Here is a 23590-nt window from a genome sequence, read left to right on the forward strand (position 1 = left end):
CCGATAAATCGGTACATAAGAAAGTTGCAGGTCCCATAAGTAAAATAAAAGTACAAAGGTCGACAACTGTGTTGTCGACCTTTGTCATTCCAGCTTCCTACGTAGTGTACCTGCGTACTGCTGCTTTGCTTTGTGGACATGAGTCCGCTTCCGGTCAGGGCTGCAGGCTTTGTTCGACTCGTAGTAGTACCTCTACGGCCCCAGCACCGCCGTCCTGCTCCGAGCATTCCGCATAAGCCAGGACATCGCTCATCTGGGTAAGCCAACGTCTGACCGTTTGTTTCAGTACGGGTTCGCCATCTTTAGAACCATAACCCTTGCCATGTACGATGCGTACGCACTTGATTCGATGCGTTAAGCACGATTGCAAAAAGCGATCGAGTCGGTCGCGGGCCTCATCAAGCGTGTTGCCATGCAAATCCAGGCTGGCTTCTGTTCTCCATTTGCCACGCCTGAGCGCTTTGGCAAGATCCGGGCCATGGCCTCTTTGCACGAACGAGGCATCATTCTGGTCCACTGTTGCCGGCCAGAAGTGGTCCGACACTTGAGGAGGCCGGCTAAGCTCTGCACCTACGGCACGCTGCCGGCGCTCGTGCATGATGGCACTGGATGCCTTGGCCACCGGTGGCAGGATAGCCCTGCGGCTGTCCTTTATAGGTTGAACGCTTTTGACGGCACGTCGAAAAAGTGCTTTATCGTCGGCGTCCATGGGCACCGGTCCCGCCTGGTTCGTTTTTTTTACCCTGACCACACTGTTTGTCACACCTGGCGGAGGGCGTGTCGTTTCCTCGAGTCTAGCGATGGACTGCCTGGCGGCTTCGGCAGCTTCGGCGTTTTTGCGCAGGCGTTTCAGATCGGCAAGCGCATGCCCGCCGATACGCCTCTGTTTACTCTGCGGCATTCTCCAGCCACCGTTGTGCGTCGAGTGCGGCCATGCATCCGGTGCCAGCACTTGTTATTGCCTGACGGTATACGTGGTCTTGTACATCGCCAGCGGCAAATACGCCGGGAATGGACGTCATGGTGGCCATACCGTTAAGTCCGCCTTTGGTAATGATATAGCCGTTTGCCATATCGAGCTGGCTTTCAAATATCGCCGTGTTCGGTTTGTGGCCTATGGCAATAAAGACCCCTGTTACCGACAAGTCCTCTGTAACATCGGTTTGATTATTACGCAGGCGAGCCCCAGTTACGCCCGACTGATCGCCCAGGACCTCTTGCAGCTCGTAGAAAAGCTTTAGCTTAATGTTACCGTTGGCAACCTTGTCCATCAGTCTGTCTAGGATTATCGGTTCGGAACGGAACTTGTCCCGACGGTGCACCAAGGTCACGGTGCGGCAGATGTTCGACAAGTAAAGGGCCTCTTCGACTGCAGTATTTCCGCCGCCAACCACTATAACATCTTGATTTTTGTAGAAAAAGCCATCGCAAGTGGCACAGCCCGAAACGCCCCGGCCCATGAAGCTTTCTTCAGACGGCAAGCCCAGATATTGGGCCGAAGCACCCGTCGCAATGATGAGCGAATCGCAGGTATATTGGGCGCCGGTGTCACCGGTAAGCGTAAAAGGGCGTCTGGACAGGTCGACGCTCGCGATATGATCGAATACCATCTCGGTGTTGAAGCGCTCGGCATGTGCCTGAAATCGCTGCATGAGATCCGGGCCCTGCACTCCTTCTGCATCGGCGGGCCAGTTATCAACGTCGGTGGTCGTCATAAGTTGACCCCCTTGTTCCAGTCCGGTAACCAGTACGGGATTTAAATTGGCGCGAGCCGCGTAAACGGCGGCGCTGTAACCGGCTGGGCCTGAGCCCAGGATTAGAACTTTGGCGTGCTTGGGAGTCGTCATTACAGAAAATCCGAAAAACATGAACAGCCAATTATAATGAGTCTATGGCTAGAATTCCTGCTACATCTCCTCGCTCCTCGCGCAACGTGCGTAATGGGCCGTCTCCCTTGCAGTCTCGGCTGTCGGGCTTGCTGCGCGAAGCGCGCTGGATTCTCTTCGCTGCTCTGGCCGCGTGGCTTGGCCTCGTCCTGGCAAGCTGGGATCCGGCCGATCCCGCGTGGTCGCATTCGGTGCATGCCACCACCACCTTGAATCGGGGCGGCACGTTAGGCGCGCACATCTCGGATTTCCTGCTTTTCCTGTTCGGCTACTCCGCCTGGCTGTGGGTAGTTCTGCTTGCCCAGCGCGTTGCCGTCGGGTTCTATCGGCTGACCAGTGTTTTCTTGCCAAATGGCCAGACGGAAACGCTGCCGCGCGTGCGATGGGAAGTCGCCATCGGCTTTTTCCTTATGTTTGTAGGAACCATGGGCATCGAAGCGCTGCAGCTCAAGCAGTTCGGCGCTCAACTTCCTGCCGGAGCAGGCGGCCAACTGGGGAAACTGCTGGCCGAACTTATGTCACTGTCGTTGGGTAGTACGGGTTGCACCTTGTTACTGTTGGTATTCGCTGCCGTAGGGGCAAGCCTCTTTTTCGGCTTTTCATGGTTGCATCTGGCCGAACGGGTGGGTGCATTCATCGAAAGGGTCATCCGGCGCCTCTTTGAACTTAAAGCGGCTCGCGAGGATCGCCGGGTCGGCGAGGCCAAAAAAGCGGAACGCGACGAAATCGTGGTCGCCAAGCAGGTGCAGTTGGTGCACGAGCTTCCCGTTCGCATTGAGCCAGCGATTACGTCGGTTCCGAAATCCGTGCGAGCCGAGAAAGAAAAGCAGAAGGCCCTTTTTGCTGCACCAGTCGATTCCGGCAATATGGGCGACCTGCCTGCGATTAGCCTGCTTGACGTCCCGGTCGAATATCCAGAAACCGTATCTCCGGAAACCATCGAATTCACTTCTCGGCTTATCGAGAAGAAGCTGTCCGACTTTGGGGTGAAAGCCGTCGTCGTGTCGGCGCAGGCAGGTCCAGTGATTACCCGCTACGAGATTGAACCTGCTACCGGAGTAAAAGGTAGCCAGATCGTCAATCTCGCCAAGGACCTCGCGCGCGCCCTCAGCCTGGTCAGCATTCGAGTCGTGGAAACCATACCCGGTAAAAATTTGATGGGGCTGGAGCTACCAAATGCCAAACGGCAAATGGTCAAGCTTTCCGAAATCATTGGCTCGCAAACCTATCATGCGAGTCCGTCGATGCTGACGATGGCCCTGGGCAAAGATATTGCGGGCAATCCAGTGGTCGCCGATCTGGCCAAAATGCCTCACCTTTTGGTGGCGGGCACGACCGGCTCCGGTAAGTCGGTAGGGATCAACGCCATGATCCTTTCCTTGTTGTACAAGGCAGACGCCACGCAGGTTCGCCTGATTCTTATTGATCCAAAAATGCTCGAAATGAGCGTATATGAAGGCATCCCGCATCTCCTGGCGCCGGTGGTTACCGATATGCGTCATGCCGCCAACGCCCTGAACTGGTGTGTGGGCGAGATGGAAAAGCGCTATCGATTAATGAGCAAAATGGGTGTGCGAAATCTGGCAGGCTACAACACGAAGATTCGCGAAGCCATCAAACGCGAGGAGCCGATTCCAAATCCCTTTTCGCTTACTCCCGACGCGCCCGAGCCCTTGTCCACATTGCCCATGATCGTCATCGTCATTGACGAACTTGCCGATCTTATGATGGTCGTCGGCAAGAAAATCGAAGAACTTATTGCGCGCCTTGCACAGAAAGCGCGCGCCGCAGGCATACATTTGATATTGGCAACACAGCGTCCTAGCGTGGATGTCATAACCGGGTTGATCAAGGCCAATATTCCCACGCGTATTGCGTTTCAGGTTTCATCGAAAATTGATTCACGGACGATACTGGATCAGATGGGGGCCGAAGCTCTGCTAGGGCAGGGCGATATGCTTTATTTACCGCCCGGGTCAGGTTTTCCTGCGCGCGTGCATGGTGCTTTTGTGCACGATGACGAAGTGCACCGTGTGGTTGAATCATTGAAGCAGCAGGGCGAACCCAACTATATAGAAGGTCTGCTCGAAGGCACGCTCGAGGGCGACGCCAGCGAAGGCGCCATCGGTGGTGGGGCTGTTGCTGATGCCGAGTCCGACCCCCTCTACGACCAGGCGGTCGAAGTCATCCTGAAAAATCGACGCGCTTCGATTTCCTCGGTGCAGCGCCATTTGCGCATAGGTTATAACAGGGCAGCCCGTTTGCTGGAACAAATGGAACAGTCAGGTTTGGTTTCAGCCATGCAATCCAACGGCAATCGCGAAATTCTAGTACCGGCAGGAAATACGTCCAATGAAGATTAAACGCCTGATATTGTCTGCCTTGTTGGCCGCCAGTCCAATGCTTGCTTGGTGCGCGAATGCTCCTGAACAGCTGCGCGATTTTGCTTCCCGAGTCACTTCCGGCACGGGTCAGTTTACGCAGCAAACCGTCGGGTCCAACGGGGGCGGCAAGCGGCCGCAGTCCGGCGAATTCTCGTTCCAGCGACCTGGACAATTCAAATGGGCGGTTACGAAACCCTATGAACAGTTGATTGTCTCCGACGGCAAGCTGGTCTATCAGTACGATCCAGATCTAGCCCAGGTAACCCAGCGCAAGGTCGACCAGTCTATTGGCGCCTCGCCGGCAGCCATACTGTTCGGCTCCGGATCGCTCGACGACGCATTTTTGATCAAGGCTCTGCCTGCCAAAGACGGGCTGGACTGGCTAAGGGCCACTCCACGAAGCGCCGATGCCGGGTTCACGCATGTGGATATCGGATTCAAAGCAAGCATGCCTGCGCGGCTCGAACTTCTTGATTCTTTCGGCCAAGTGACCCGTATCGAGCTCACGAACATTAAGGCGAATCCGCGGCTGCCGGCCACTGAGTTTCAGTTTAAAGCGCCAGACGGCGTTGACGTCGTGAAAATGCAGTAGTGAGGTACCTTGGCTCTTCGTAGTGCACTGACCTCTCGAATATTGATGAACTCCAAAGATTTGTTTAGCTCTTCATCCGGCACCGTGGCTTATGCGCCGCTGGCTGAGCGCATGCGTCCCCGCGTGCTGGACGAGGTAGTGGGCCAAACCCATTTATTGGGCCCCGGCAAGCCCTTGCGCGTGGCGTTTGAATCCGGTCGGCCGCATTCCATGATTTTCTGGGGGCCGCCTGGTGTTGGCAAGACGACGCTTGCGCGCCTGATGGCCGCGGGCTTCGATGCTCAGTTCCTTGCCATGTCGGCTGTGCTGGGTGGCGTCAAAGACATCCGTGAGGCGGTGGTGTCCGCTCAGGTCGCTCAGGGACAGGGGCGCCGCACCATATTATTTGTCGATGAAGTACATCGTTTCAATAAAGCGCAGCAAGATGCTTTCTTGCCCTACGTGGAAAGCGGCTTGTTTACGTTTATTGGCGCGACCACCGAAAACCCTTCTTTTGAAGTAAATTCTGCGCTCCTTTCCCGGGCCCGCGTATATGTGCTGCAGGCCTTGTCAGTACAGGAATTGCAGCAGCTTATCGATCGCGCCATCACTGTCCTTAATCAGGACGTCCCGGCGGATGCCAAGCTCTCGGGCGACGAACGCGTCGGCTTAGAGTTTGATCCCGCGGCTCGCGACCAGTTGGCCCGCTGGGCTGATGGCGACGCGCGCAGGGTCATTAACGCAATTGAGGTCGTCAGCGAATCCGCTCACGGAGCCGGACGCAGCCTTGTAGACGCCGCCTGGTTGGAAACGGCTTTATCGCAAGATTTGCGTCGCTTCGACAAGGGGGGCGATGCCTTCTATGACCAGATCAGCGCGCTTCACAAGTCGGTTCGAGGCTCGGATCCGGATGCTTCCCTGTACTGGTTCGTGCGCATGCTGGATGGCGGTGCCGACCCGCGATATCTCGCGCGCCGTATTATTCGCATGGCGATCGAGGACATCGGTCTGGCCGATCCCCGTGCGACGGAACTGGCCCTGAATGGGGCAGACATCTACGAGCGCCTTGGTTCGCCCGAAGGCGAGCTGGCATTGGCGCAGGCGGTTGTGTATATGGCATGTGCGGCAAAGTCCAATGCCGTCTACAACGCCTACAATGCAGCACGCCGTTACGTCGAGCAAAATGGCAGTGCGCCAGTGCCAATACATTTGCGCAATGCACCCACCAAGCTGATGAAAGAACTGGGTCACGGCGAAGCCTACCGATACGCACACGATGAACCGCATGGTTACGCCGCCGGCGTAACGTACTTTCCGGACGGCGTCCGTGCGAAATTCTACAAACCGACCGATCGGGGCCTAGAGGGTAAAATAACGGAAAAACTGGCGTTTCTTAAGGCGCTGGACAAACAGAGTGGACCGGGTGGGTCGGATTAGCCTCAAAGCGGCAGGTTCGATACGCCCGTTCATACTCATCCTTTCATTCATTTCTGGTTAATTATGTTAGACCCCAATCAGTTGCGTAAAGACTTGCCTTCGGTCGTCAAGGCGTTGGCCGTGCGTGGAGTTTCCTTTGACACCGACCGCTTCAGTCAGCTCGAAGCACGACGTAAATCGCTCCAGGTAGAAACCGAGGCTCTACAAGCCCGACGCAATGCGGTTTCCAAGCTCATCGGCCAATTGAAGTCCAAGGGCGAGGACGCGAGTAAAGAAATGGCGGAATCCCAAGAGATTCCAGCTCGCCTGAAGGAACTGGAAGTCGAGCTGGCTGCAGTGCAAGGCGAGCTCAACGATTGGCTCATGACCCTACCCAACCTTCCACATGAAAGCGTACCAGCCGGTGCATCAGCCGACGACAACATCGAAGTCCGACGCTGGCTTCCTGAGCATGTGCAGGTTGACTCCGACGGTAACCCACAGCCTCTCGCATTTGAGCCAAAGGATCACGTAAGCCTGGGCGAACCAATCGGCCTTGATTTCGAAACAGCACGCAAGCTGTCTGGCGCCCGGTTCATGATGTTGCGCGGGCCGATGGCTCGATTGCATCGTGCTCTTGCCCAGTTCATGCTGGATCTGCAAACCACTGAACATGGCTACCAGGAATGCTATACGCCTTATATCGTGAATAGCTCCACCTTATTTGGTACAGGTCAGTTGCCGAAATTCAAAGACGATATGTTTTGGGTTACCAAGGGTGGTCAGGACGATGAGCCCGCCCACGACGAGCAAGGTAATCCGATTGCCAGCGAAGATCTTTATCTGATTTCGACATCGGAAATTACCTTGGCCGGGTCTGTTCGGGACACCATTACTCCTCAACATGATTTACCGCTTAAGTTAACCGCTCATACTCCCTGCTTCCGTTCCGAAGCAGGCAGCGGAGGACGCGATAGCCGTGGCATGATACGTCAGCACCAGTTCGACAAAGTCGAAATGGTGCAAATCGTCCACCCCGACGCGTCGTACGACACATTGGAAGAAATGGTGGGTCACGCCGAGGCCGTTTTGCAGCAACTTGGTGTGCCGTATCGTGTGGTTTTATTATGCGGCGGCGACATGGGGTTTGGCGCCACAAAAACTTACGACCTCGAAGTCTGGTTGCCTGCCCAGAAAGCTTGGCGCGAGATATCGTCGGTATCTAATTGCGAGGCCTTTCAAGCCCGCCGCATGCAAGCCAGGTATCGGGCTGATAAAGGCAAACCGGAATACCTGCATACGCTGAACGGTTCTGGCCTGGCAGTAGGCCGCGCTTTAGTTGCAGTACTGGAAAATTACCAGCAAGAGGACGGCAGCATCGTCGTGCCTGAGGTGTTGCGTCCGTATATGGCGGGTATGACCAGCCTGTCGGCATAGCGTCGCCAAGACGGCCCTAAGCGTTTTTAGTCTCTTTTTGTAGCAATAAATAAAGCCGCGCGAGCGGCTTTATTTATGTGTCCAAAGGCAACGTACTCGTCAGTCGCGCCCACGTCCATGACTATGATGGTGTTTTCCGTGCTTGTGGTGTTTCTTGTAATGTCGATCGCCACGGTAGCTTTCACGGTAATAACGCGTTTCATATACGGGCATGGGGCGGTACCGGCGCTCGGGTACAACGATCACCTGTGGGCGTTCTACATACCTGACCGGCGGGTAATAATAATCGGGCTCACTGTAAATGACTCCCGGCACCCCAATGGAAATATCGACATTGACGCGCGCCATGGCTGCCGTGGAACCCAGCAAAGCCAACGTAGCTGCACCCGCCAATAACAGTAGTCGTTTCATGCCAGCACCTTTCTTGTTGATTGATGCACGTATTGTGCCCGGATCTGGTTTCAAAGTTGTTTGTTATCGGGACTAAAACGAATCAAAATGAAACCGACTCACCGGGGTGACAGTGATGCTATTGTCGCGCTGAGTGTTCAAAGTGCATCGAGGAACACAAATGCGCCTATTGCCAGCGCGTCTCACGATTTTCTTGTGCAGCGGCGCCAGCATTGAGTAAGTAAAAACTTTTTTGAGCAGAAAAAAGTACAAACCGAAACATGGGTATAAGCAGCTTGTTACCATACTCGCTTAAATGGTTATCGTCATAATATAAGGGTTTGTTACTAATGGCGCCTTCGCAATCGCCCCTTGGGCACAGGTAGGGTAGCGGATCTAAAACCCGCGCGCCGCAGCGTGACTGTGCTTCGTTCTGTCCCGCCCAGATAAAGCGATGTCGTTCGTGGTACTCGGCCAAAGTAACAGACACGTGCCTGGATTGGCCCAGGATGAGAGACCGTGCAAGCGCTTTAGGAACATGTACCGGCATTTCCGGAATAGGCCTGACTTGGTATACCGGCCTTTTCCCTGCTAAATAACAGACACTACCGACCAAGTTGGTTCGGAACTCGTCAAGGAACTCAGGAAGCGGTCGATCGTAGGGCCGACTGAAAAATACAGACGGCTTATGAAACGTTGGGTTTTTAGGAATGCTGCTTCCAAAGACGTAATCTGACAGCCGGTTGACTATGATCACAGGTACATCTGCAGCCACCGTTTCCATCTGTTTAATTGCCCATTCATTGAATGCGGCACATTCCAGTTGCGGTTGGTAATTTCTCACGCCCAGTATTGTGGGACAGCTCGTGTAGCTGAACGCCAGTATGCCGTCCTCTTTAGCTGGGAGGGCTGCTTGAGCGGCTGTGACGACGGCATTGGCGTGACTGTCCCCGATTACGATGGCCCTGATGCGCGTCCCGCCATAGACGCAACTGGCGAAATTCGAACCTCCCCAGCCTTCACATTCGGCGCGCCGAACATCAAAGTCAAGCGCCGCATTGGATGCTTCTTCAACGGGTTCAGCCATTCGGCCTGCGACCCCATTGTTTAGCCTGACGTAGGCAGCGGGCACTGCGACAGCCGCGCTCACGAGAGCAATGCTGGCGATGGCGCGCCACGGACTCATCTTGCTCAAGATTTTGCTTGCCCTGACCTCCACGAATTTGTATGACATCCACCCTAGAAGTATGGAAGCCGCGATGCCTGCAAGTATTGCCCACGCTTGGCTTTGTAGATCAAGATAGAACAACGCCACTGCTAAGGGCCAATGCCATAGGTAGATTGAGTAGGACCAGGTGCCGATACGTTGCGTGACGGACAGCTGGGACAGCCAGGACTCCTGGCTATTGCCTATCAAGACGAGAGCGGCACCCGCGACCGGCAGCAAGGCTAGGTATCCTGGCCACGCCATGGTGGGGTCGAGGCTTAATATAGACCCGAAAATAACCGTATAGCCTAGTCCTGCGCTCGTTCGGCGCGATTTGGAGCTCAGCGGCAGTGCCGAGGCAAGCAAATAAATCAGATCGCCGGTGAGCATTTCCCAAGCCCGTATCGGAAACAGATAAAAGGCAGCAGAGGGCGATTTGGGAGTCAGGAATATCGACAATAGCAGGGAAGCTGCAAACATGGCCGACAGCACGTAGGCGGCATTGCGCCGGCCGGGCAGGAACCGCCATGTAGCAAGCAGTATGAGCGGCAGAAGAAGATAGAACTGCCACTCCACAGAAAGCGACCATGTGTGCAGCAACCACTTCTCGTGTGATTCTGCATCGAAGTAGCTGGCTTCGTATAAATATTTTATATTTGACAGAAATGCCAGGCTCGACGCTGAGTGGCTGCCCAGGCTGCGGTAGTCGACGGCAGCTAACGTAAACCAGCCTATACTCAGAAGTACCGCGCACAAAACGACCAGTGCCGGTAATATCCGTCGCGCCCGCGCGAAATAGAATCCAACCAGTGAAAATCCGTGCAGGCCTTGCCGGGCATCAATGCCGCGAATGATTATGCCGGTCATCAGGTAGCCTGAAATGACGAAGAATATATCGACGCCTACGAAGCCACCGGAAAAACCCGGCACATTGAAATGGAACAGCATCACCGCGATGACGGCCCAGCCGCGCAGTCCGTTAATATCCAAGCGGAAATCTGCGCTTAGTTGTTTTGTTACCATGAACGTCTCGGCATAGAGCGCATTACGAGGCTGCTTGCCTCTGCTTGCTCATACTTCAAACTGCGCAATTTCGGGGCGTATTGCGGGCGCGAAACGGTCGACATCGCGCGCTGACGCGCCGGCGGATCTCTGCTGCACATCAATCCAGTCCACCAATTCGTCGTCCGGCTTATAGCCGTCGACCAGTTCCAGGAACAGCTCGCGTATGCGGGGATAGTTATCGTACTTCACCGCCTTGCCAAGTTCGGTCAATGCGGATTTCAGCTGTTCCCATTCAAGATGTGTTTCGTTGGCCCGCATGATCATTGGGTGTTCTGTAGCACTTACATTCTCTCCAATCAGAAGCTCCTCGTACAGTTTCTCGCCAGGTCGCAGGCCTACGAATTCGATATCGATGTCACCGTTGGGATTGTGGGGGCTGCATACGCTTAGCCCGGAGAGCAATATCATCTTCCTGGCAAGCTCTGCAATCTTGACGGGTTCGCCCATATCGAGCACGAACACGTCTCCACCTTGGCCCATCGCTCCGGCCTGGATCACTAGTTGCGCCGCTTCCGGAATTGTCATGAAGTAGCGCGTAATCTCGGGATGCGTTACGGTAACTGGGCCTCCAGCACGGATCTGCTCCCGAAAGAGCGGGATGACCGATCCTGAAGAGCCCAGCACGTTGCCGAAACGCACCATGGTGAAGCGAGTCCGATTCGGAATGGAATGTTCAGCAAAGCTCCCATAAGGGCAGGGTAGAGCTTCGCAAGCCAGTGCCTGCAGGACAAGTTCTGCGACGCGTTTGGTGCATCCCATAATATTGGTCGGCCGCACCGCTTTGTCGGTGGAAATCAATACGAAATTCGGGACGCCTGCCCTTAATGCTGCCTGAGCCGAATATAAGGTCCCAAATATATTGTTGATGATTCCCTCGGCAATGTTGCGCTCGACCATCGGCACATGCTTATATGCTGCAGCATGGTAAACGGTGTCCACTTTCCAAATGGACATGACATTGAAAAGGCGTTCCTGATTCCGCACCGAGCTCAGCACAGGAATAATCTTCAGGTCAATTCCCGCGAATTTTACGTGGCGATCAAGCTCGCTCTGGATGCTGTACAAATTGAATTCGCTCTGCTCGAACAGTATTAGCGTGCGCGGTCGGTTTTGAACAATTTGCCGGCAAAGTTCCGCACCAATCGAACCACCAGCGCCCGTAACCATGACGACCTGGTCCCGTATACACCTTTCGAAAAGCTGCTGATCGGGTTGGACTGAGTCGCGACCCAGTAGATCGGAGATATCCACTTCACGAAGATCTTGCACCTGGACCCGACCGCTGGCCAGATCCATGAAGCCTGGAATTGTCCGGACGCTGAATGGATACGGAGCCAGGAGTCTCACGATTTCCGCCCGCCGTGCTCGCGACGCCGACGGTATTGCAAGCAAGACCTCTTGCGGATTTTTCTCCATTAGCATGCGTGCGATTTCACCGGGACCAAATACGGGCAGACCGGCGATGATGCGCCCTGCCAATTCAAGATTGTCGTCAATGAATGCGACGGGATGTCGTTCATTATTCAAACGCAAGGCCATCAGTAACTGGTTACCGGCATCGCCCGCGCCATAGATTGCAACGCGCACTTTAGGATCACGTAGCTGGTTGATATGAAGGAATGATCCGGAATGCAGATTGAAGGCTACTCCGCGAAAGTACTGGCGCATGGCCAGTCGTAAGCCAGCAATGAACATCAGGCTTAGTAGCCAATAGATGATAACGGCAGACCGCGGGACAATGGCCGGCGGTTCGGGGTGCAGAGAAACTGCAATCGCCAATAGAGCAGCCGACATGCTGGTTGCCATGGCGACCGTGGCTAGCGCCTGATAGCCGACATAGCGCATAACCGCGCGGTACAAGCCAAAGCCGAAGAAAACGGGCAACGTCAGCAACGGGGCGGCAATGAACAACCATGCGTGGCCACCAAACGGCTGGGCTGCGTAAACATCGTCCAGGCGTAGATAAAACGCCAGCCATAGAGCGAGCCAGATCAGACACGTATCGACAGTCACTTGCAGGAGGCGTTTATGTCGTCGTGGAAGTGCCAGTAGGCGGGCGCGAAGAGCTGATGGTGGGCGAGCAATGGGTGGTACCGCCGTAGATTTTTGGCGGGTAACAATGTGGGACATCGATTCCCCTCTTCTCTTACATTCTGTTGTGGCACGCGTAGAACTGCGTGATTCGCTGGAACTTTGCGAAGTTCAAAACGACACAGGAATCATAAGAAGTTACCGAGGGGGTAGACATACGGTAAATGCTTTAAACCCCGCTTTAGGCCTAATTACGCTATATGGTCGGGGGTTACGTAAGCTTTCCAACGGATGTTGCCAAATATTGTTCATCTCTATGATTTCAGTTCATTACGTCTGTATCCAGATACGGAGCAGACATACGACCGGCCAGGAGAAAACAATGAGGGTGACAGTAATAGGCAGCGGCTATGTGGGCCTGGTGACAGGAGCCTGTCTGGCCGATGTGGGTAACGATGTGCTGTGCATGGATGTCGATCCTGCAAAGATTGCGCTGCTCGAGGCAGGAGGGGTCTGTATCTACGAACCGGGCCTCGAAGAAATAATCAAAAGAAACGTAGAGGCCGGCCGTTTGCGATTCACGACCGATGTCCGGCGAGCGGTAGAGTTCGGGGTGCTCCAGCTGATTGCGGTTGGCACACCGGCCGATGAAGACGGATCCGCGGATCTACAGTATGTGTTGAATGCGGCGCGCGCCATCGGCAAGTACATGAATGAGTACAAGGTCGTTGTTGACAAAAGCACAGTGCCGGTCGGAACCGCTGATAAGGTGAAGGCTGTCATTGCAGCCGAATTGGAGCGCCGTGGTGAGACCATCGACTTCAGTGTGGTATCAAACCCCGAGTTCTTGAAAGAGGGCGTCGCCATTGACGATTTCATGCGCCCTGACCGCATCGTTATCGGGTCCTCGGATGAACACGCCATTCATATCATGCGCACGCTGTATGCACCATTCCAGCGTCAGCATGATCGACTTCTAATCATGGATGCACGTTCTGCGGAGCTCACCAAATACGCTGCTAACGCGATGCTCGCGACCCGTATTTCGTTCATGAACGAACTCGCCTTATTGTCCGAGAAACTCGGTACCGATATTGAATTGGTGCGGCAAGGAGTTGGCTCGGACCTGCGTATAGGATGGCACTTTCTTTACCCAGGTTGCGGGTACGGCGGTTCCTGTTTTCCTAAGGATATCCAGGCTCTCCTTCGTACCGCCACAGGGGCAGGAAGTGAACTGAAAGTTCTGGCGGCGGTAGAAAGGGCCAATGAACGTCAAAAGCTGGTACTGGTCGACAAGATAGTCGCCCGTTTTGGCGAAGATCTTACCGGCCTGCGTTTTGCCTTGTGGGGGCTCTCATTCAAACCAGACACCGACGATATGCGCGAGGCGCCCAGCCGCGTGATTATTGCCGAGCTTTTGCGGCTCGGTGCTTCCATCGTTGCCTATGATCCTGCAGCGATCGACGAAGCCAAGCGTATTTTTGGGGTTTCCCATCCACAGCTTGGCTACGCCGCCCAACCGATGGCAGCACTAGATGATGCGGATGCCCTGATCATTGTTACCGAGTGGAAAGAGTTCAGAAGCCCAGATTTTGAAACCATCAAATTCAAGTTGAAGAGTCCCATAATTTTTGACGGACGAAATATTTTTGACCTGCACGACGATGGCCTGAAGGGTATCGAATACTTCGGAATCGGCCGGAACTCTGTAGCCACTGAACTGACTTTAGAGAGAGTGGAATAATGTTGAAAGTTGCACTCGTAGGCTGTGGCCGGATTTCGAAAAGGCACGCCGAATTACTGGGTAATGACCAAATCGCCGGCGCCGCACTGGTCGCAGTGTGCGACATAGTAGAAGAACGGGCGGCCGCTACGGCGGAACAATTCAATGTTCCCGGTTTTGTCGATATGCATCGGATGATGCGCGAGGTGGAGATCGATATAGTGGTTGTCCTCACTGAAAGCGGTCATCACGCGCAACATGTCAAAGAACTGGCACCCTATGGCAAGCACATTGTTGTAGAAAAGCCGATGGCGCTTACGCTGGATGATGCCGACGACATGATCAGGGCATGCGAGAGAGCCAGAATCAAATTGTTCGTCGTGAAGCAGAACCGTTTTAACGTTCCTGTGATGAAGCTCAGAGAAGCGCTGGAACGGGGGCGCTTTGGCAAGCTCGTAATGGGAACCGTCCGTGTCCGATGGTGCCGCCCTCAAGCCTATTATGACCAGGATCCCTGGCGCGGCACCTGGGCGATGGATGGCGGGGTCCTTACGAACCAGGCGAGCCATCACGTCGATTTGCTTGAATGGATGATGGGAGAGGTAGATAGCGTTGTTGCGATGAGCCGGACGGCACTCGTCAACATCGAGGCGGAAGATACTGCCGTTGTCATTCTGCATTTCCGCAATGGTGCATTGGGTTGCATCGAGGCCACCACGGCAGTGCGACCCAAAGATCTGGAGGGATCGTTATCCGTTCTCGGAGAAAAAGGGTCCGTCGAAATCGGTGGTTTTGCGGTCAACGAAATGAAGGTGTGGAATTTTGTAGAGCCCGATCCCGAGGACGCTGAAGTAATGGAAAGATACTCCGTGAATCCACCCAATGTATATGGGTTTGGTCATCAGGAGTATTACGGTCATGTCGTCGACTGCATTATTAATAATAAACATCATATGGTCGACGGGCTGGAAGGACGAAAGAGTCTGGAACTAATCAATGCCATCTATGAATCGATAGAAACCGGCAGGGAAGTCAAAATGCATTTTCGGCCCAAGTACTCGAAGCTAGGGGCGAATTAGTGGCAGTCCCTAACGTTAAAACAATCTCCGTTACCAATGCGGAGTTCGGTGAAAGAGTGACATTGGTCGATCCGGTCAATCTGTATGGATGCACGTTAGGAGACGATGTGTTTGTCGGCCCCTTCGTCGAAATACAGAAGGGCGTCAAAGTGGGAAATCGCACGCGGATTCAGTCTCATGCTTTTGTGTGCGAAATGGTCGAAATTGGCGAAGACTGTTTTATTTCCCACGGAGCCAAGTTCGTGAACGACCTCTTCAGTAATGGTGGGCCCGCTCGCGGAAATAAAGCGCTGTGGATGCCAACGATCCTGGGCAACAGGGTATCCGTCGGCACCAATGCCACTGTGCTGGCGGTTTCCATCTGTAATGATGTGGTTATAGGCGCTGGTTCAGTGGTGACGCGAAATATCACTGAGCCCGGTATTTACGCAGGCAATCCGGCCCGCAAAATAAGAGACATTCATGATTAAATTCCTTGACCTTTATTCTCAATATAAAAGCATCCAGTCCGAAATTGACGAAGCCATTTCAAAAGTCATTGCTCAGTCTGCTTATATTGGCGGAGAAGTTGCTGAACAGTTCGAAGAAGATTTTGCTTCGTTCCAACAGGCTAACTACTGCATCGGCGTTGGAAACGGCACCGACGCGATCGAAATCGTACTTGAAGCGTTCGCATTTGCGCCAGGCTCTGAAATAATTGTGCCGGCCAACTCGTTCATTGCCAGCAGCGAAGCAGTGACTCGCAGCGGCTATAAAGTCGTCTTCGCCGACGTTGACCCGCTCACCTATACCCTTGATCCGGCAGATGTGCGCAGTAAGTTGACATCAAAAACGGTGGCGATAATTGCCGTCCACTTGTATGGCCATCCTTGCGATATGGACGCGCTCATGGCGCTTGCGGCCGAGTTTGATCTGAAAGTAATTGAAGACTGTGCGCAGGCGCATGGCGCCGAATTCCAGGGCACGCGTGTCGGTGCAATAGGGGATGCCGGCACATTCAGTTTTTATCCGGGGAAGAATCTGGGTGCATATGGCGATGCCGGTGCAATCACCACCCATGATCCTGACTTGGCAAAGCAGTGTCGCATGATTGCCAATCATGGTCGCATCGACAAGTACGATCATCAATTTGAGGGACGCAATAGCCGATTGGATGGCCTTCAGGCCGCGGTGCTTTCAGTCAAACTCAAGCATCTCGACATGTGGATAAATCAGCGTAACCGAGTGGCTGCGTTCTATCTTGATCAACTGAAAGACATTGACGGTATTGTGCTTCCCACCATTGCCGACGGCTGCCGTCATGCATTTCATTTGTTCGTGGTGCGTTCGGTGAACCGAGATGCATTAGCCGACTTATTGAAGGAAAGGGGTATCCAAACAGGAGTCCATTATCCTATCGCACTTCCGAAACTTGCGGCATATCGTTACTTGGGAAGTCCCGACCCATCCATGTTTGCCAACCAGGTCGATGTACAACTTCTAAGTCTGCCGATTGGCGAACATCTGAATGACGACCAAATAGCCGAGGTCGCCGGCGCCGTCAGGATTTTCGGCTCGCAGACAGTAACGGCGTAACTTCCGCCGTGCCTGTTCCGCGAGCCCCACATCAGGTCCGGAACAGGCGCAAATAGCTGCGTTCGCACAGTTCCCATAATGGTTTTTCTGTGCCATACATGCAATGCGGCTTTCCGTCCCGCCTAAGGTACATCTCAAGATCATGCGGAGTCCATCCCATTTTCTTCAGAAAATACTGCTTATCGCGTTCTAATTCGTCTTCGGTCAGGTATGCAATGCCTTTGAGCCCCTCCAAGGCTTCTTCGCGCGTCATCTGCCCGGCAGAAACCAAGGTACCCAAGTGTAGTCGTCGCTTATCCACGCCGAATTTATTGGGAAGAATATAGCCTTGGTAAAAGCGCGTGAAAATCGACTCGTAATGCTTGTAAGGATAGGGTCTATATCCATATTCCGAACTGAGCTGCTTCAATGCTTCAAATTTATTGAAGGGCATCATATCGAGGAAAGATGTCCATTCGACGCGGCTTACGAGACGATACCAAAGATAATCCACCGTTCCGATAATGGGGAATGTCTTGATCTGAATGCTGCCAAAGTTTTTCGCTAATGCCTTTATGTTTTTCTTGTCGTACTTGAACCAGTTCCACCCCGGAGGCATCCGCATTCCTTCGGTGGCCTGATTGGTGCCCGCAAGAATATATTTGATATTGTGCTTGATGGCTTGCTGGTAATTCACGCCGAGCATGGCATTGTCGTAGAGTAATTCCACGTCGATGACATCGGCATCAAAGAAGGCCTGCATGAGCTTCTTGTATTCGCCCCACTCGATGACATGGGTGTGCAGGTCTACTCCCAGTCCTTGTACCAGATGGGCAATGTTATGTTGTGCCAGTTCGCTGTTCCATCCGTTATCCATATGAACCGCCAAGGGGCGCAAACCCCGCTTGACTGCCTGGACGAGAACCCATGAACTGTCCACGCCGCCGGATACGCCTACGACACAATCGTAGCGCTTGCCTTTGCCCGCAGCTTTGACTTTTTTGATGAAGGCGTTAAGTTCAAGTCGTTTGGCCACCGGATCTTGAAAAATGACGTCTTTGGATTTCGTCATGAATTCGCTGCAATAGTTACATACGCCATTCATGTCGAACCTGATGTCGGAAGCGGTGGTGTCCATTACACAATGAGTGCAAACCTGATATGAGTAAGTCATACGTGTGATCCCAGTAATCTTTCTAGATCCGCGTATTGCGGATACGTTATCAAGACGGCCCGGTGTGGGCCATGAAGCACAAACAGCGCGCCTGCAGCTGCTGCCGATGCCCCAGCGTCGATCGCCGCTTTGATATCCTCTAGCGAGCCTCCTCCTCCTAGAGCAATCAGCGGTACCCGTACAGCAGCGGCTGCCTGCCGTATCAAATCCAGGTCGTAGCCTGTCATTTCTCCATCCCGGTCTACCGCATTCACCAAAACTTCCCCTGCCCCCGCGGCAACGGCAGTTTTGGCGAAATTGAGCCAGCAGTCCGAGCGAGTCCTTGCGCTTCGGCTTTCGTAAAGCGCTGGCTTTTTTTGCCAGTTTCGCTTGACGTCTATCGAAATTACAATGCTTTGACTTCCAAATCGGGTGGCAAGCCTTGAAACGAGGTCCAAGTCATTAATGGCTGCCGATTGCAGGCATATTTTTTCGATGCCCAGGTCGAATAGTTGTGCTGCCTGATCTACCGTACGCACTCCGCCGCCATAACAAAGCGGCATGAAGCATTCCCCTGCAAACAATGATGCGACCTTTAACCAACGCCTAACTCAACAAAATTTCGCATCAGCTCCATGCCAAAACGGTGGCTTTTTTCTGGATGAAACTGAACGCCAAATAGCCTCTTGCGCTGAAAGCCCGAGACGAATGCATTGCCGTAGTGAGCCAAGGCAATCGCATCTTCAGGATCATCGCAAGCCACAAAATATGAGTGCACGAAATAAAAGCGTTTCTCGCCTGCATCTGTGTGAAGCAGTGATTTCTTACGCGGTACGTGTATCGTGTTCCGTCCCATGTGCGGTACACGCAGTCCCTTGTTCTCGGAAAATGAGAAGTGCCGGACGTCTGCGTCGATCTATCCCAGGCCCGGCAGCAGTCCTTCTTCACTGCTACGGCATATCAGTTGCATGCTCAGACAAATACCCACTACCGGAACCGCATCGTCCTGGGCCAGTGCCTGGAGCCCCTGGCGGCAGGCCGCGCGACTCAAGTTGCGCCATTTCATGATCGAATGCACCGACACCGGGGATCACCAATTTCCTGGCTGCGCAGAGGTCTTCAGGCACGGAAACACGTTGGGCTTGTCCGGCAGCGCGTTGGATCATTCGAATAACCGAATGGGCCTGCGCCGTAATCAAGTACGCCAATCATTTATGCGTATTCTCCGCAACCGGTCTGCTCGTACCATCGAAGGAAGTTGACCCATCGCCACAAATGGGGCGCACCTTTGGCTTTGCCGCTGGCCATTGCATCGAACTGCTCGACCATGGCGCGACCGTTTAAAAAAGGCACGTCGTGACTGGTTTGCAGCCAGCTGCGAACGGTCGCCGACTTCTCGGTGAACCATGAATGTTCTGGAGTCTCAAACCCGATTTTGTCCTTTCGATCAAGTAACTCGTCAGGAACAATACCGCGCATCGCGGCGCGAAATACGCTTTTTGTCTCGCCGCTTCGAGAGATCAGGTAGTGCTCCGGAAGCGAGAACATCAGGTTGGCGAAAGGAACGGTTAGAAAAGGGACGCGGCTTTCAAGCGAGAACTGCATTGAATTGCGATCGCCCTCGCGTAGATAGCCAGGTAAATGGCGGTTCGTTAATGAACTTGCGAGCCGTTCCATTACGCGCCGGCCCCGGGCGCTTTCAAGTCGCTTTTCACGCTCGTACACCATTGTCACGCCAGCGTCACACAGCGCATCAGCGTTAAGCCATGAAGGTGTAAAAGGCCGTCCCATGGTCTTGCTTGCGATGCCGAACATGCTGTCGGGCAGGACGATCGCCGCAAGGTACTGCCATGCTCGTGCGTAGCTTCGGCCCGGCCAGCGGGCCCAGTTGCGTGCGAAGCTCTGGGCGCCAGCAAGATCGCCGCGCTCGAGCATGCTGAGCATGCGGTGCCCCGGGTAACCTGCATAACCTGCCAGAAGTTCATCCGCGCCTTGCCCTTCAAGCGTTACCGTAATATTGTTTTCATGCGCCAACTGAAAGACACGATACTGCGCATAGGCGCTAGTACTGGTAAAGGGCTCACCTTGCAGATGAATCAGGCGATCGAGGTCGCGCGTCAGATCACTTCCCGATGCGCTGACCTTGTGTGAATTGGCGCCGACGAATTGATTTATTCTGTCTATCCATGGCTCTTCGCACTGCTTGAATCCTGGCGCTATGAAGCTAAAGGTATTGATGGGTTGCGTGGGCTCGAGGTAACGCATGGCGCACACAATGGCCGACGAATCTATGCCGCCGGATAGTGCTGCACCCAAGGGAACATCACTGCGCAGGTGAACGCGAACATTGTGAAGAAACTGTTCACGGACCGCCTCGGCCGCCTGGTCGAAACTAAGTTCTGACTTCTCACGGAAATCGGGTTGCCACCAGGTCTGTTGCTGGCTCGCCTTGGGATTCGACAGATCGACCTTCATCCAGTGGCCTGGAAGCAGTTGCTGGATTCCTCTGATGAACGTCTGCTGCTGGTTGTCAAAGTCGCCGTGCACCAGATAGTCATAACAGCGCTGCCAGTTGGCCTGAGGCTTTTTATCGCGCAGGCTAAGTAGTGCCGCAGGCTCGGACGCGAACAGGAAACGATCCTGCTCTTGTTCGAAATAAAAGGGCTTGATTCCGAAGGCGTCCCTGACACAGGTCAGCGTTTTTTCTTGAGCGTCATACACGGCGAAGGCGAACATGCCTTCAAGACGTACCAGACATGTCTCCTTCCATTCCTGCCAGGCTGCGAGCAATACCTCGGTGTCTGAATTCGTATAAAAGGCACGCCCAAGGGCGATGAGCTCTTGCTTCAGTTCGCGGTAGTTGAATATGGTTCCGTTGAAAATAATACTGTATCGACCTTCACGGGACCTCATGGGTTGGCTGCCGCCTGCGCTCAGATCAATAATGGAAAGCCTGGTGTGTCCCATTGCGAGCTGGCCACCACATACGCTGAAAAGATTGCATCCTTGATCGTCAGGTCCGCGTTTTTGAAGCTTGGCTTGGGAATTTGCAATTCTATTGTTCAAATCGGTGGGTGGGTTGCGCCACCAGCCGCCAGTAATACCGCACATAGGTGTCTCCTTGGCTACGCCAAAAACAAACGGATTCTGATTATCGAGAGCGAGTAGATTTATTTCGCCGAGCCATGTCCCATGGCGGTACCGAGGGTATCCGCGGGTGCCGGGGCTGGATCAAGGCCAGCTGACTGCTTGGTGCTGGTAGCCCACACGATGACGGCGAAGTAAATGGCGAAGAGCACCACTTCATGCGCCACAAAGGCCTGTAGGAAAAGCTCTATGCTTTGTTGGGAGTACAACAGTAAGACTGTGGTTAAGGTGCAAAAGTAAACGATTTGCCATCCCACACCTTTCTTGACGTTGTGATGCAGGTTCAGCACGACGCTCAGCGGGCTGACCATGAACCGCACACCTGCCGCCAGAGACAAAGGCCCTGCAAATTGCCCCGCCATCCCCCAGTCGCTTCCAAAAACGATAGTGAATATTTCGACGCCGTAGGTCAGGAAAATCAGGCAGAACGGGACAGTGATGCAGCTCAATAGGGCGAAGATACCGAGGATATAACCGCGTAATGCAGCGGGCCTGGAGCTGTCTAGATGCGTTATTTTCTGATAAAGCACTTCGGAGATTGCATTCGAAATCAAGAACAGAGGTAGGGACAATACCTTGGCCGTAAATCCGAAAGAGCCCGTCACGGATGCTGAGAAGAAACTGGCAATAACCAGCAGGGGAACCTGCGACGCACTGCTATCGAAAAGTGCACCCCAAAGCGAGAACAATGGAAAGCGTTTGTATTTTCTCGCGTTCATCGCGATTTGAGGACGTGATACGAAAGGCTTCGATACGGCGATCGAAGCCAGGTTCACCTTGATCAGTGTGAAAAGCCCTAAAACGTGTCCGGTCATGTGGCCAACGATCAGTCCTACGGAAGTGCCTACCCCATATCCGAGCGCGCATTGTGATATTCCTGTGCCTAAACCGTGTGCGGCCCTGCTAATTGCCAACTGGCGAAATTTTTTCTCTCGATTATTCCAATAGATCATGATTTGAGTGCCGGACGTAAGGGCGACGCTCAAGGGCAATAGATGAATCCATTTACCCACCAGGGGGGAGTCGGTCATCTTGATCAGTTCAGACTCGAACAGGAAGATGCTTCCTTGGAGAAACGCACAGAAGCCTAGTGTGATGGCGGCGGATAGGGCCACAATGTTCAAGGCGTCCCCATCGTCTTTCGGCAACATGATGGCGGTCTCGTATCTCGCTGATGAAATGATTGCCAGAACGGCATTCAGGGAAGTGAACAAGGCCAGAACGCCGAAGTCGGCAGGCGTATAGATTCGAGTCAATAGCGGACTGACGGCGACAGTGAATAACTGGGCGGCTATTGTTCCGGTCATTAAGGTGACCACGTTCTTGAAAAATTCGCCCTTGAAGCTGAATAACTTACGCATAAGTAGTCTTCTCTACAGCGTGTCGAACCACCTCGGCAAGCGCGTTGCAGCTCTTGTCGATTTCGTGCTCCGTCAGTGTGGGATGCACCATAAACATAAGGGCTGTTTCGCCCAATTCCTTGGCGATGGGAAGCCGCTGGGGTGGACGCCAACCGGTGTTATCGAAAGCCTTCTCTAAATACACTTCCGAGCATGAGCCGGTGTAGCAAGGTACGCCTCGCTCATTGATTTCCTCGGTCATGCGATCGCGGGTCCACTCCGGGCGCAGCTGAGCCGGTTCGACGAACACGTAGCACTTGTAAGCAGCGTGCGAAATCTCCGTCGGCAGGGCGGGTACCCGCAATCCCGGCAAGTGTGCGGCAGTCGACCATATTTGACGCGCGTTCTTCAGTCTGGCCGCATGCCAGTGGGCCATACGTTTTAGCTGAATCCGGCCTATCGCTGCCTGCGTTTCCATCATGCGCCAGTTGGTTCCGAAACTGTCGTGCAGCCAGCGAAAACCCGGCTTATGCTCGCGCTTGTAAACGGCATCCCAGCTTTTTCCATGGTCCTTGAAAGCCCACATTCGGGACCATAGGGCTCGGTCGTTGGTCGTGGTCATCCCTCCCTCGCCACCGGTGCTGATAATCTTGTCCTGACAAAACGACCAGGCCCCTATGTGACCTATAGACCCGACCGAACGTCCTTTATACCGAGCCCCATGTGCCTGGGCACAGTCCTCGATAACGTACAGTCCATGTTGCTTCGCCAATGCCATGATGGGGTCCATGTCGCAGGGCCAACCAGACAGATGAACACAGATTACGGCGCGGGTTTTCTCGGTAAGTACCGCCTGGATGGTGTCGGCAGTGATATTTTGGGAGTCGCGGTCTACCTCGGCAAAGACAGGCGTTGCGCCAGCATTGACGACGCACGATACGGATGCCAGAAACGTGCGTGGGGTAACCACCACTTCGTCACCAGGTCCGATACCCAGAGCTTGCAGGGCCAGATCCAGGGCAAGGGTGCCGTTACTTACCGCAACCCCATATTCGCAATCTGCCCACCTCGCAAACTCTTGTTCGAACTTCCGGCATTCCTGGCCCGTCCAGTAGTTGACTTTGTTCGATAGTATGACTTCACGCACTGCATCCGCTTCTTCGGGAGTGAAAGAGGGCCACGGCGAGAAAGGAGTGTTAAGCATAGA

20 protein-coding genes are annotated in these 23590 nt (G+C 53.9%); 8 read left to right on the forward strand and 12 right to left on the reverse strand.

Translation table 11 applies throughout. The features are described from left to right. Positions 1-154 precede the first annotated feature (154 nt). On the reverse strand, positions 155-901 hold the full coding sequence (locus EKL30_RS11630) for a Smr/MutS family protein (protein WP_126707405.1): 747 nt from the start codon (positions 899-901) through the stop codon (positions 155-157). Then, positions 888-1847 carry a thioredoxin-disulfide reductase gene (trxB, locus tag EKL30_RS11635; protein WP_126707406.1) on the reverse strand — a complete coding sequence of 320 codons (960 nt, stop codon included), beginning with the start codon at positions 1845-1847 and terminating at the stop codon, positions 888-890. The genes EKL30_RS11630 and trxB overlap by 14 nt, the downstream gene beginning before the upstream one ends. A gap of 44 nt (positions 1848-1891) precedes the next feature. Between trxB and EKL30_RS11640 the strand changes: the two genes are divergently transcribed. From EKL30_RS11640 to serS, 4 genes are all read left to right on the forward strand, one after another. Further along, on the forward strand, positions 1892-4249 hold the full coding sequence (locus tag EKL30_RS11640; RefSeq protein ID WP_126707407.1) for a DNA translocase FtsK: 2358 nt from the start codon (positions 1892-1894) through the stop codon (positions 4247-4249). Further along, entirely contained in the window at positions 4239-4862 is a 624-nt protein-coding gene (gene lolA, locus EKL30_RS11645) for an outer membrane lipoprotein chaperone LolA (RefSeq protein ID WP_126707408.1), read from the forward strand. The genes EKL30_RS11640 and lolA overlap by 11 nt, the downstream gene beginning before the upstream one ends. 45 nt (positions 4863-4907) lie before the next feature. Further along, on the forward strand, positions 4908-6278 hold the full coding sequence (locus EKL30_RS11650; protein ID WP_126707409.1) for a replication-associated recombination protein A: 1371 nt from the start codon (positions 4908-4910) through the stop codon (positions 6276-6278). 63 nt (positions 6279-6341) lie between these two features. Then, positions 6342-7694 carry a serine--tRNA ligase gene (serS, locus tag EKL30_RS11655; protein ID WP_126707410.1) on the forward strand — a complete coding sequence of 451 codons (1353 nt, stop codon included), beginning with the start codon at positions 6342-6344 and terminating at the stop codon, positions 7692-7694. Positions 7695-7793: 99 nt separating this feature from the next. Here the strand turns inward: serS and EKL30_RS11660 are convergent, their stop codons facing one another. The 3 genes from EKL30_RS11660 to EKL30_RS11670 form a co-directional block, all read right to left on the reverse strand. Continuing rightward, entirely contained in the window at positions 7794-8105 is a 312-nt protein-coding gene (locus EKL30_RS11660; RefSeq protein WP_126707411.1) for a virulence factor, read from the reverse strand. A gap of 166 nt (positions 8106-8271) precedes the next feature. After that, entirely contained in the window at positions 8272-10314 is a 2043-nt protein-coding gene (locus EKL30_RS11665; RefSeq protein ID WP_126707412.1) for an acyltransferase family protein, read from the reverse strand. A 48-nt stretch (positions 10315-10362) separates the two neighbouring features. Beyond that, entirely contained in the window at positions 10363-12486 is a 2124-nt protein-coding gene (locus EKL30_RS11670; protein ID WP_126707413.1) for a nucleoside-diphosphate sugar epimerase/dehydratase, read from the reverse strand. Positions 12487-12769: 283 nt separating this feature from the next. Here EKL30_RS11670 and EKL30_RS11675 point away from each other — a divergent pair, with 283 nt between their 5' ends. Genes EKL30_RS11675 through EKL30_RS11690 form a run of 4 tightly spaced genes read left to right on the forward strand, consistent with a single transcriptional unit; the run spans position 12770 to position 16764 of the window. Beyond that, entirely contained in the window at positions 12770-14131 is a 1362-nt protein-coding gene (locus tag EKL30_RS11675; RefSeq protein WP_126707414.1) for a UDP-glucose/GDP-mannose dehydrogenase family protein, read from the forward strand. Then, on the forward strand, positions 14131-15189 hold the full coding sequence (locus tag EKL30_RS11680; RefSeq protein WP_126707415.1) for a Gfo/Idh/MocA family protein: 1059 nt from the start codon (positions 14131-14133) through the stop codon (positions 15187-15189). The genes EKL30_RS11675 and EKL30_RS11680 overlap by 1 nt, the downstream gene beginning before the upstream one ends. Continuing rightward, entirely contained in the window at positions 15189-15659 is a 471-nt protein-coding gene (locus EKL30_RS11685; RefSeq protein WP_126707416.1) for an acyltransferase, read from the forward strand. Before EKL30_RS11680 ends, EKL30_RS11685 begins: the two co-directional genes overlap by 1 nt. Then, entirely contained in the window at positions 15652-16764 is a 1113-nt protein-coding gene (locus EKL30_RS11690; RefSeq protein WP_126707417.1) for a DegT/DnrJ/EryC1/StrS aminotransferase family protein, read from the forward strand. Before EKL30_RS11685 ends, EKL30_RS11690 begins: the two co-directional genes overlap by 8 nt. Before the next feature lie 31 nt (positions 16765-16795). On the opposite strand, the gene EKL30_RS11695 is transcribed toward EKL30_RS11690, so the two are convergent. From EKL30_RS11695 to EKL30_RS11720, 7 genes are all read right to left on the reverse strand, one after another. Next, positions 16796-17917, reverse strand: a complete 1122-nt coding sequence (locus EKL30_RS11695) for an N-acetyl sugar amidotransferase (RefSeq protein WP_126707418.1) — start codon at positions 17915-17917, stop codon at positions 16796-16798. Continuing rightward, positions 17914-18480 (reverse strand): HisA/HisF-related TIM barrel protein, encoded by a 567-nt coding sequence (locus tag EKL30_RS11700; RefSeq protein ID WP_255414685.1) that lies wholly within the window; start codon positions 18478-18480, stop codon positions 17914-17916. The genes EKL30_RS11695 and EKL30_RS11700 overlap by 4 nt, the downstream gene beginning before the upstream one ends. A gap of 11 nt (positions 18481-18491) precedes the next feature. Next, complete coding sequence (locus EKL30_RS19470) at positions 18492-18752, reverse strand: hypothetical protein (protein WP_126707420.1); 261 nt, start codon at positions 18750-18752, stop codon at positions 18492-18494. A gap of 60 nt (positions 18753-18812) precedes the next feature. Next, on the reverse strand, positions 18813-18962 hold the full coding sequence (locus EKL30_RS18845; RefSeq protein WP_158618413.1) for a hypothetical protein: 150 nt from the start codon (positions 18960-18962) through the stop codon (positions 18813-18815). Positions 18963-19108: 146 nt separating this feature from the next. Continuing rightward, positions 19109-21007, reverse strand: a complete 1899-nt coding sequence (asnB, locus tag EKL30_RS11710) for an asparagine synthase (glutamine-hydrolyzing) (RefSeq protein WP_126707421.1) — start codon at positions 21005-21007, stop codon at positions 19109-19111. Between the two features lie 59 nt (positions 21008-21066). Beyond that, complete coding sequence (locus EKL30_RS11715; RefSeq protein WP_126707422.1) at positions 21067-22404, reverse strand: lipopolysaccharide biosynthesis protein; 1338 nt, start codon at positions 22402-22404, stop codon at positions 21067-21069. After that, positions 22397-23587: a DegT/DnrJ/EryC1/StrS aminotransferase family protein gene (locus EKL30_RS11720; RefSeq protein ID WP_126707423.1), complete on the reverse strand. Its 1191-nt coding sequence runs from the start codon at positions 23585-23587 to the stop codon at positions 22397-22399. Before EKL30_RS11720 ends, EKL30_RS11715 begins: the two co-directional genes overlap by 8 nt. Positions 23588-23590 lie beyond the last annotated feature (3 nt).

The sequence above is a fragment of the Candidimonas sp. SYP-B2681 genome, from assembly GCF_003971065.1.
GTDB lineage: Bacteria > Pseudomonadota > Gammaproteobacteria > Burkholderiales > Burkholderiaceae_B > Pollutimonas.

Coding starts and splice junctions, on each gene's coding strand:
- EKL30_RS19470 (WP_126707420.1), bottom strand. CDS start 18,752: ATGGGACGGAACACGATACACGTACCGCGTAAGAAATCACTGCTTCAC.
- EKL30_RS11630 (WP_126707405.1), bottom strand. CDS start 901: ATGCCGCAGAGTAAACAGAGGCGTATCGGCGGGCATGCGCTTGCCGAT.
- EKL30_RS11675 (WP_126707414.1), top strand. CDS start 12,770: ATGAGGGTGACAGTAATAGGCAGCGGCTATGTGGGCCTGGTGACAGGA.
- EKL30_RS11650 (WP_126707409.1), top strand. CDS start 4,908: ATGAACTCCAAAGATTTGTTTAGCTCTTCATCCGGCACCGTGGCTTAT.
- EKL30_RS11720 (WP_126707423.1), bottom strand. CDS start 23,587: ATGCTTAACACTCCTTTCTCGCCGTGGCCCTCTTTCACTCCCGAAGAA.
- lolA (WP_126707408.1), top strand. CDS start 4,239: ATGAAGATTAAACGCCTGATATTGTCTGCCTTGTTGGCCGCCAGTCCA.
- EKL30_RS11715 (WP_126707422.1), bottom strand. CDS start 22,404: ATGCGTAAGTTATTCAGCTTCAAGGGCGAATTTTTCAAGAACGTGGTC.
- asnB (WP_126707421.1), bottom strand. CDS start 21,007: ATGTGCGGTATTACTGGCGGCTGGTGGCGCAACCCACCCACCGATTTG.
- EKL30_RS11640 (WP_126707407.1), top strand. CDS start 1,892: ATGGCTAGAATTCCTGCTACATCTCCTCGCTCCTCGCGCAACGTGCGT.
- EKL30_RS11680 (WP_126707415.1), top strand. CDS start 14,131: ATGTTGAAAGTTGCACTCGTAGGCTGTGGCCGGATTTCGAAAAGGCAC.
- EKL30_RS11665 (WP_126707412.1), bottom strand. CDS start 10,314: ATGGTAACAAAACAACTAAGCGCAGATTTCCGCTTGGATATTAACGGA.
- serS (WP_126707410.1), top strand. CDS start 6,342: ATGTTAGACCCCAATCAGTTGCGTAAAGACTTGCCTTCGGTCGTCAAG.
- EKL30_RS11660 (WP_126707411.1), bottom strand. CDS start 8,105: ATGAAACGACTACTGTTATTGGCGGGTGCAGCTACGTTGGCTTTGCTG.
- EKL30_RS11695 (WP_126707418.1), bottom strand. CDS start 17,917: ATGACTTACTCATATCAGGTTTGCACTCATTGTGTAATGGACACCACC.
- EKL30_RS18845 (WP_158618413.1), bottom strand. CDS start 18,962: ATGAAATGGCGCAACTTGAGTCGCGCGGCCTGCCGCCAGGGGCTCCAG.
- EKL30_RS11690 (WP_126707417.1), top strand. CDS start 15,652: ATGATTAAATTCCTTGACCTTTATTCTCAATATAAAAGCATCCAGTCC.
- EKL30_RS11670 (WP_126707413.1), bottom strand. CDS start 12,486: ATGTCCCACATTGTTACCCGCCAAAAATCTACGGCGGTACCACCCATT.
- trxB (WP_126707406.1), bottom strand. CDS start 1,847: ATGACGACTCCCAAGCACGCCAAAGTTCTAATCCTGGGCTCAGGCCCA.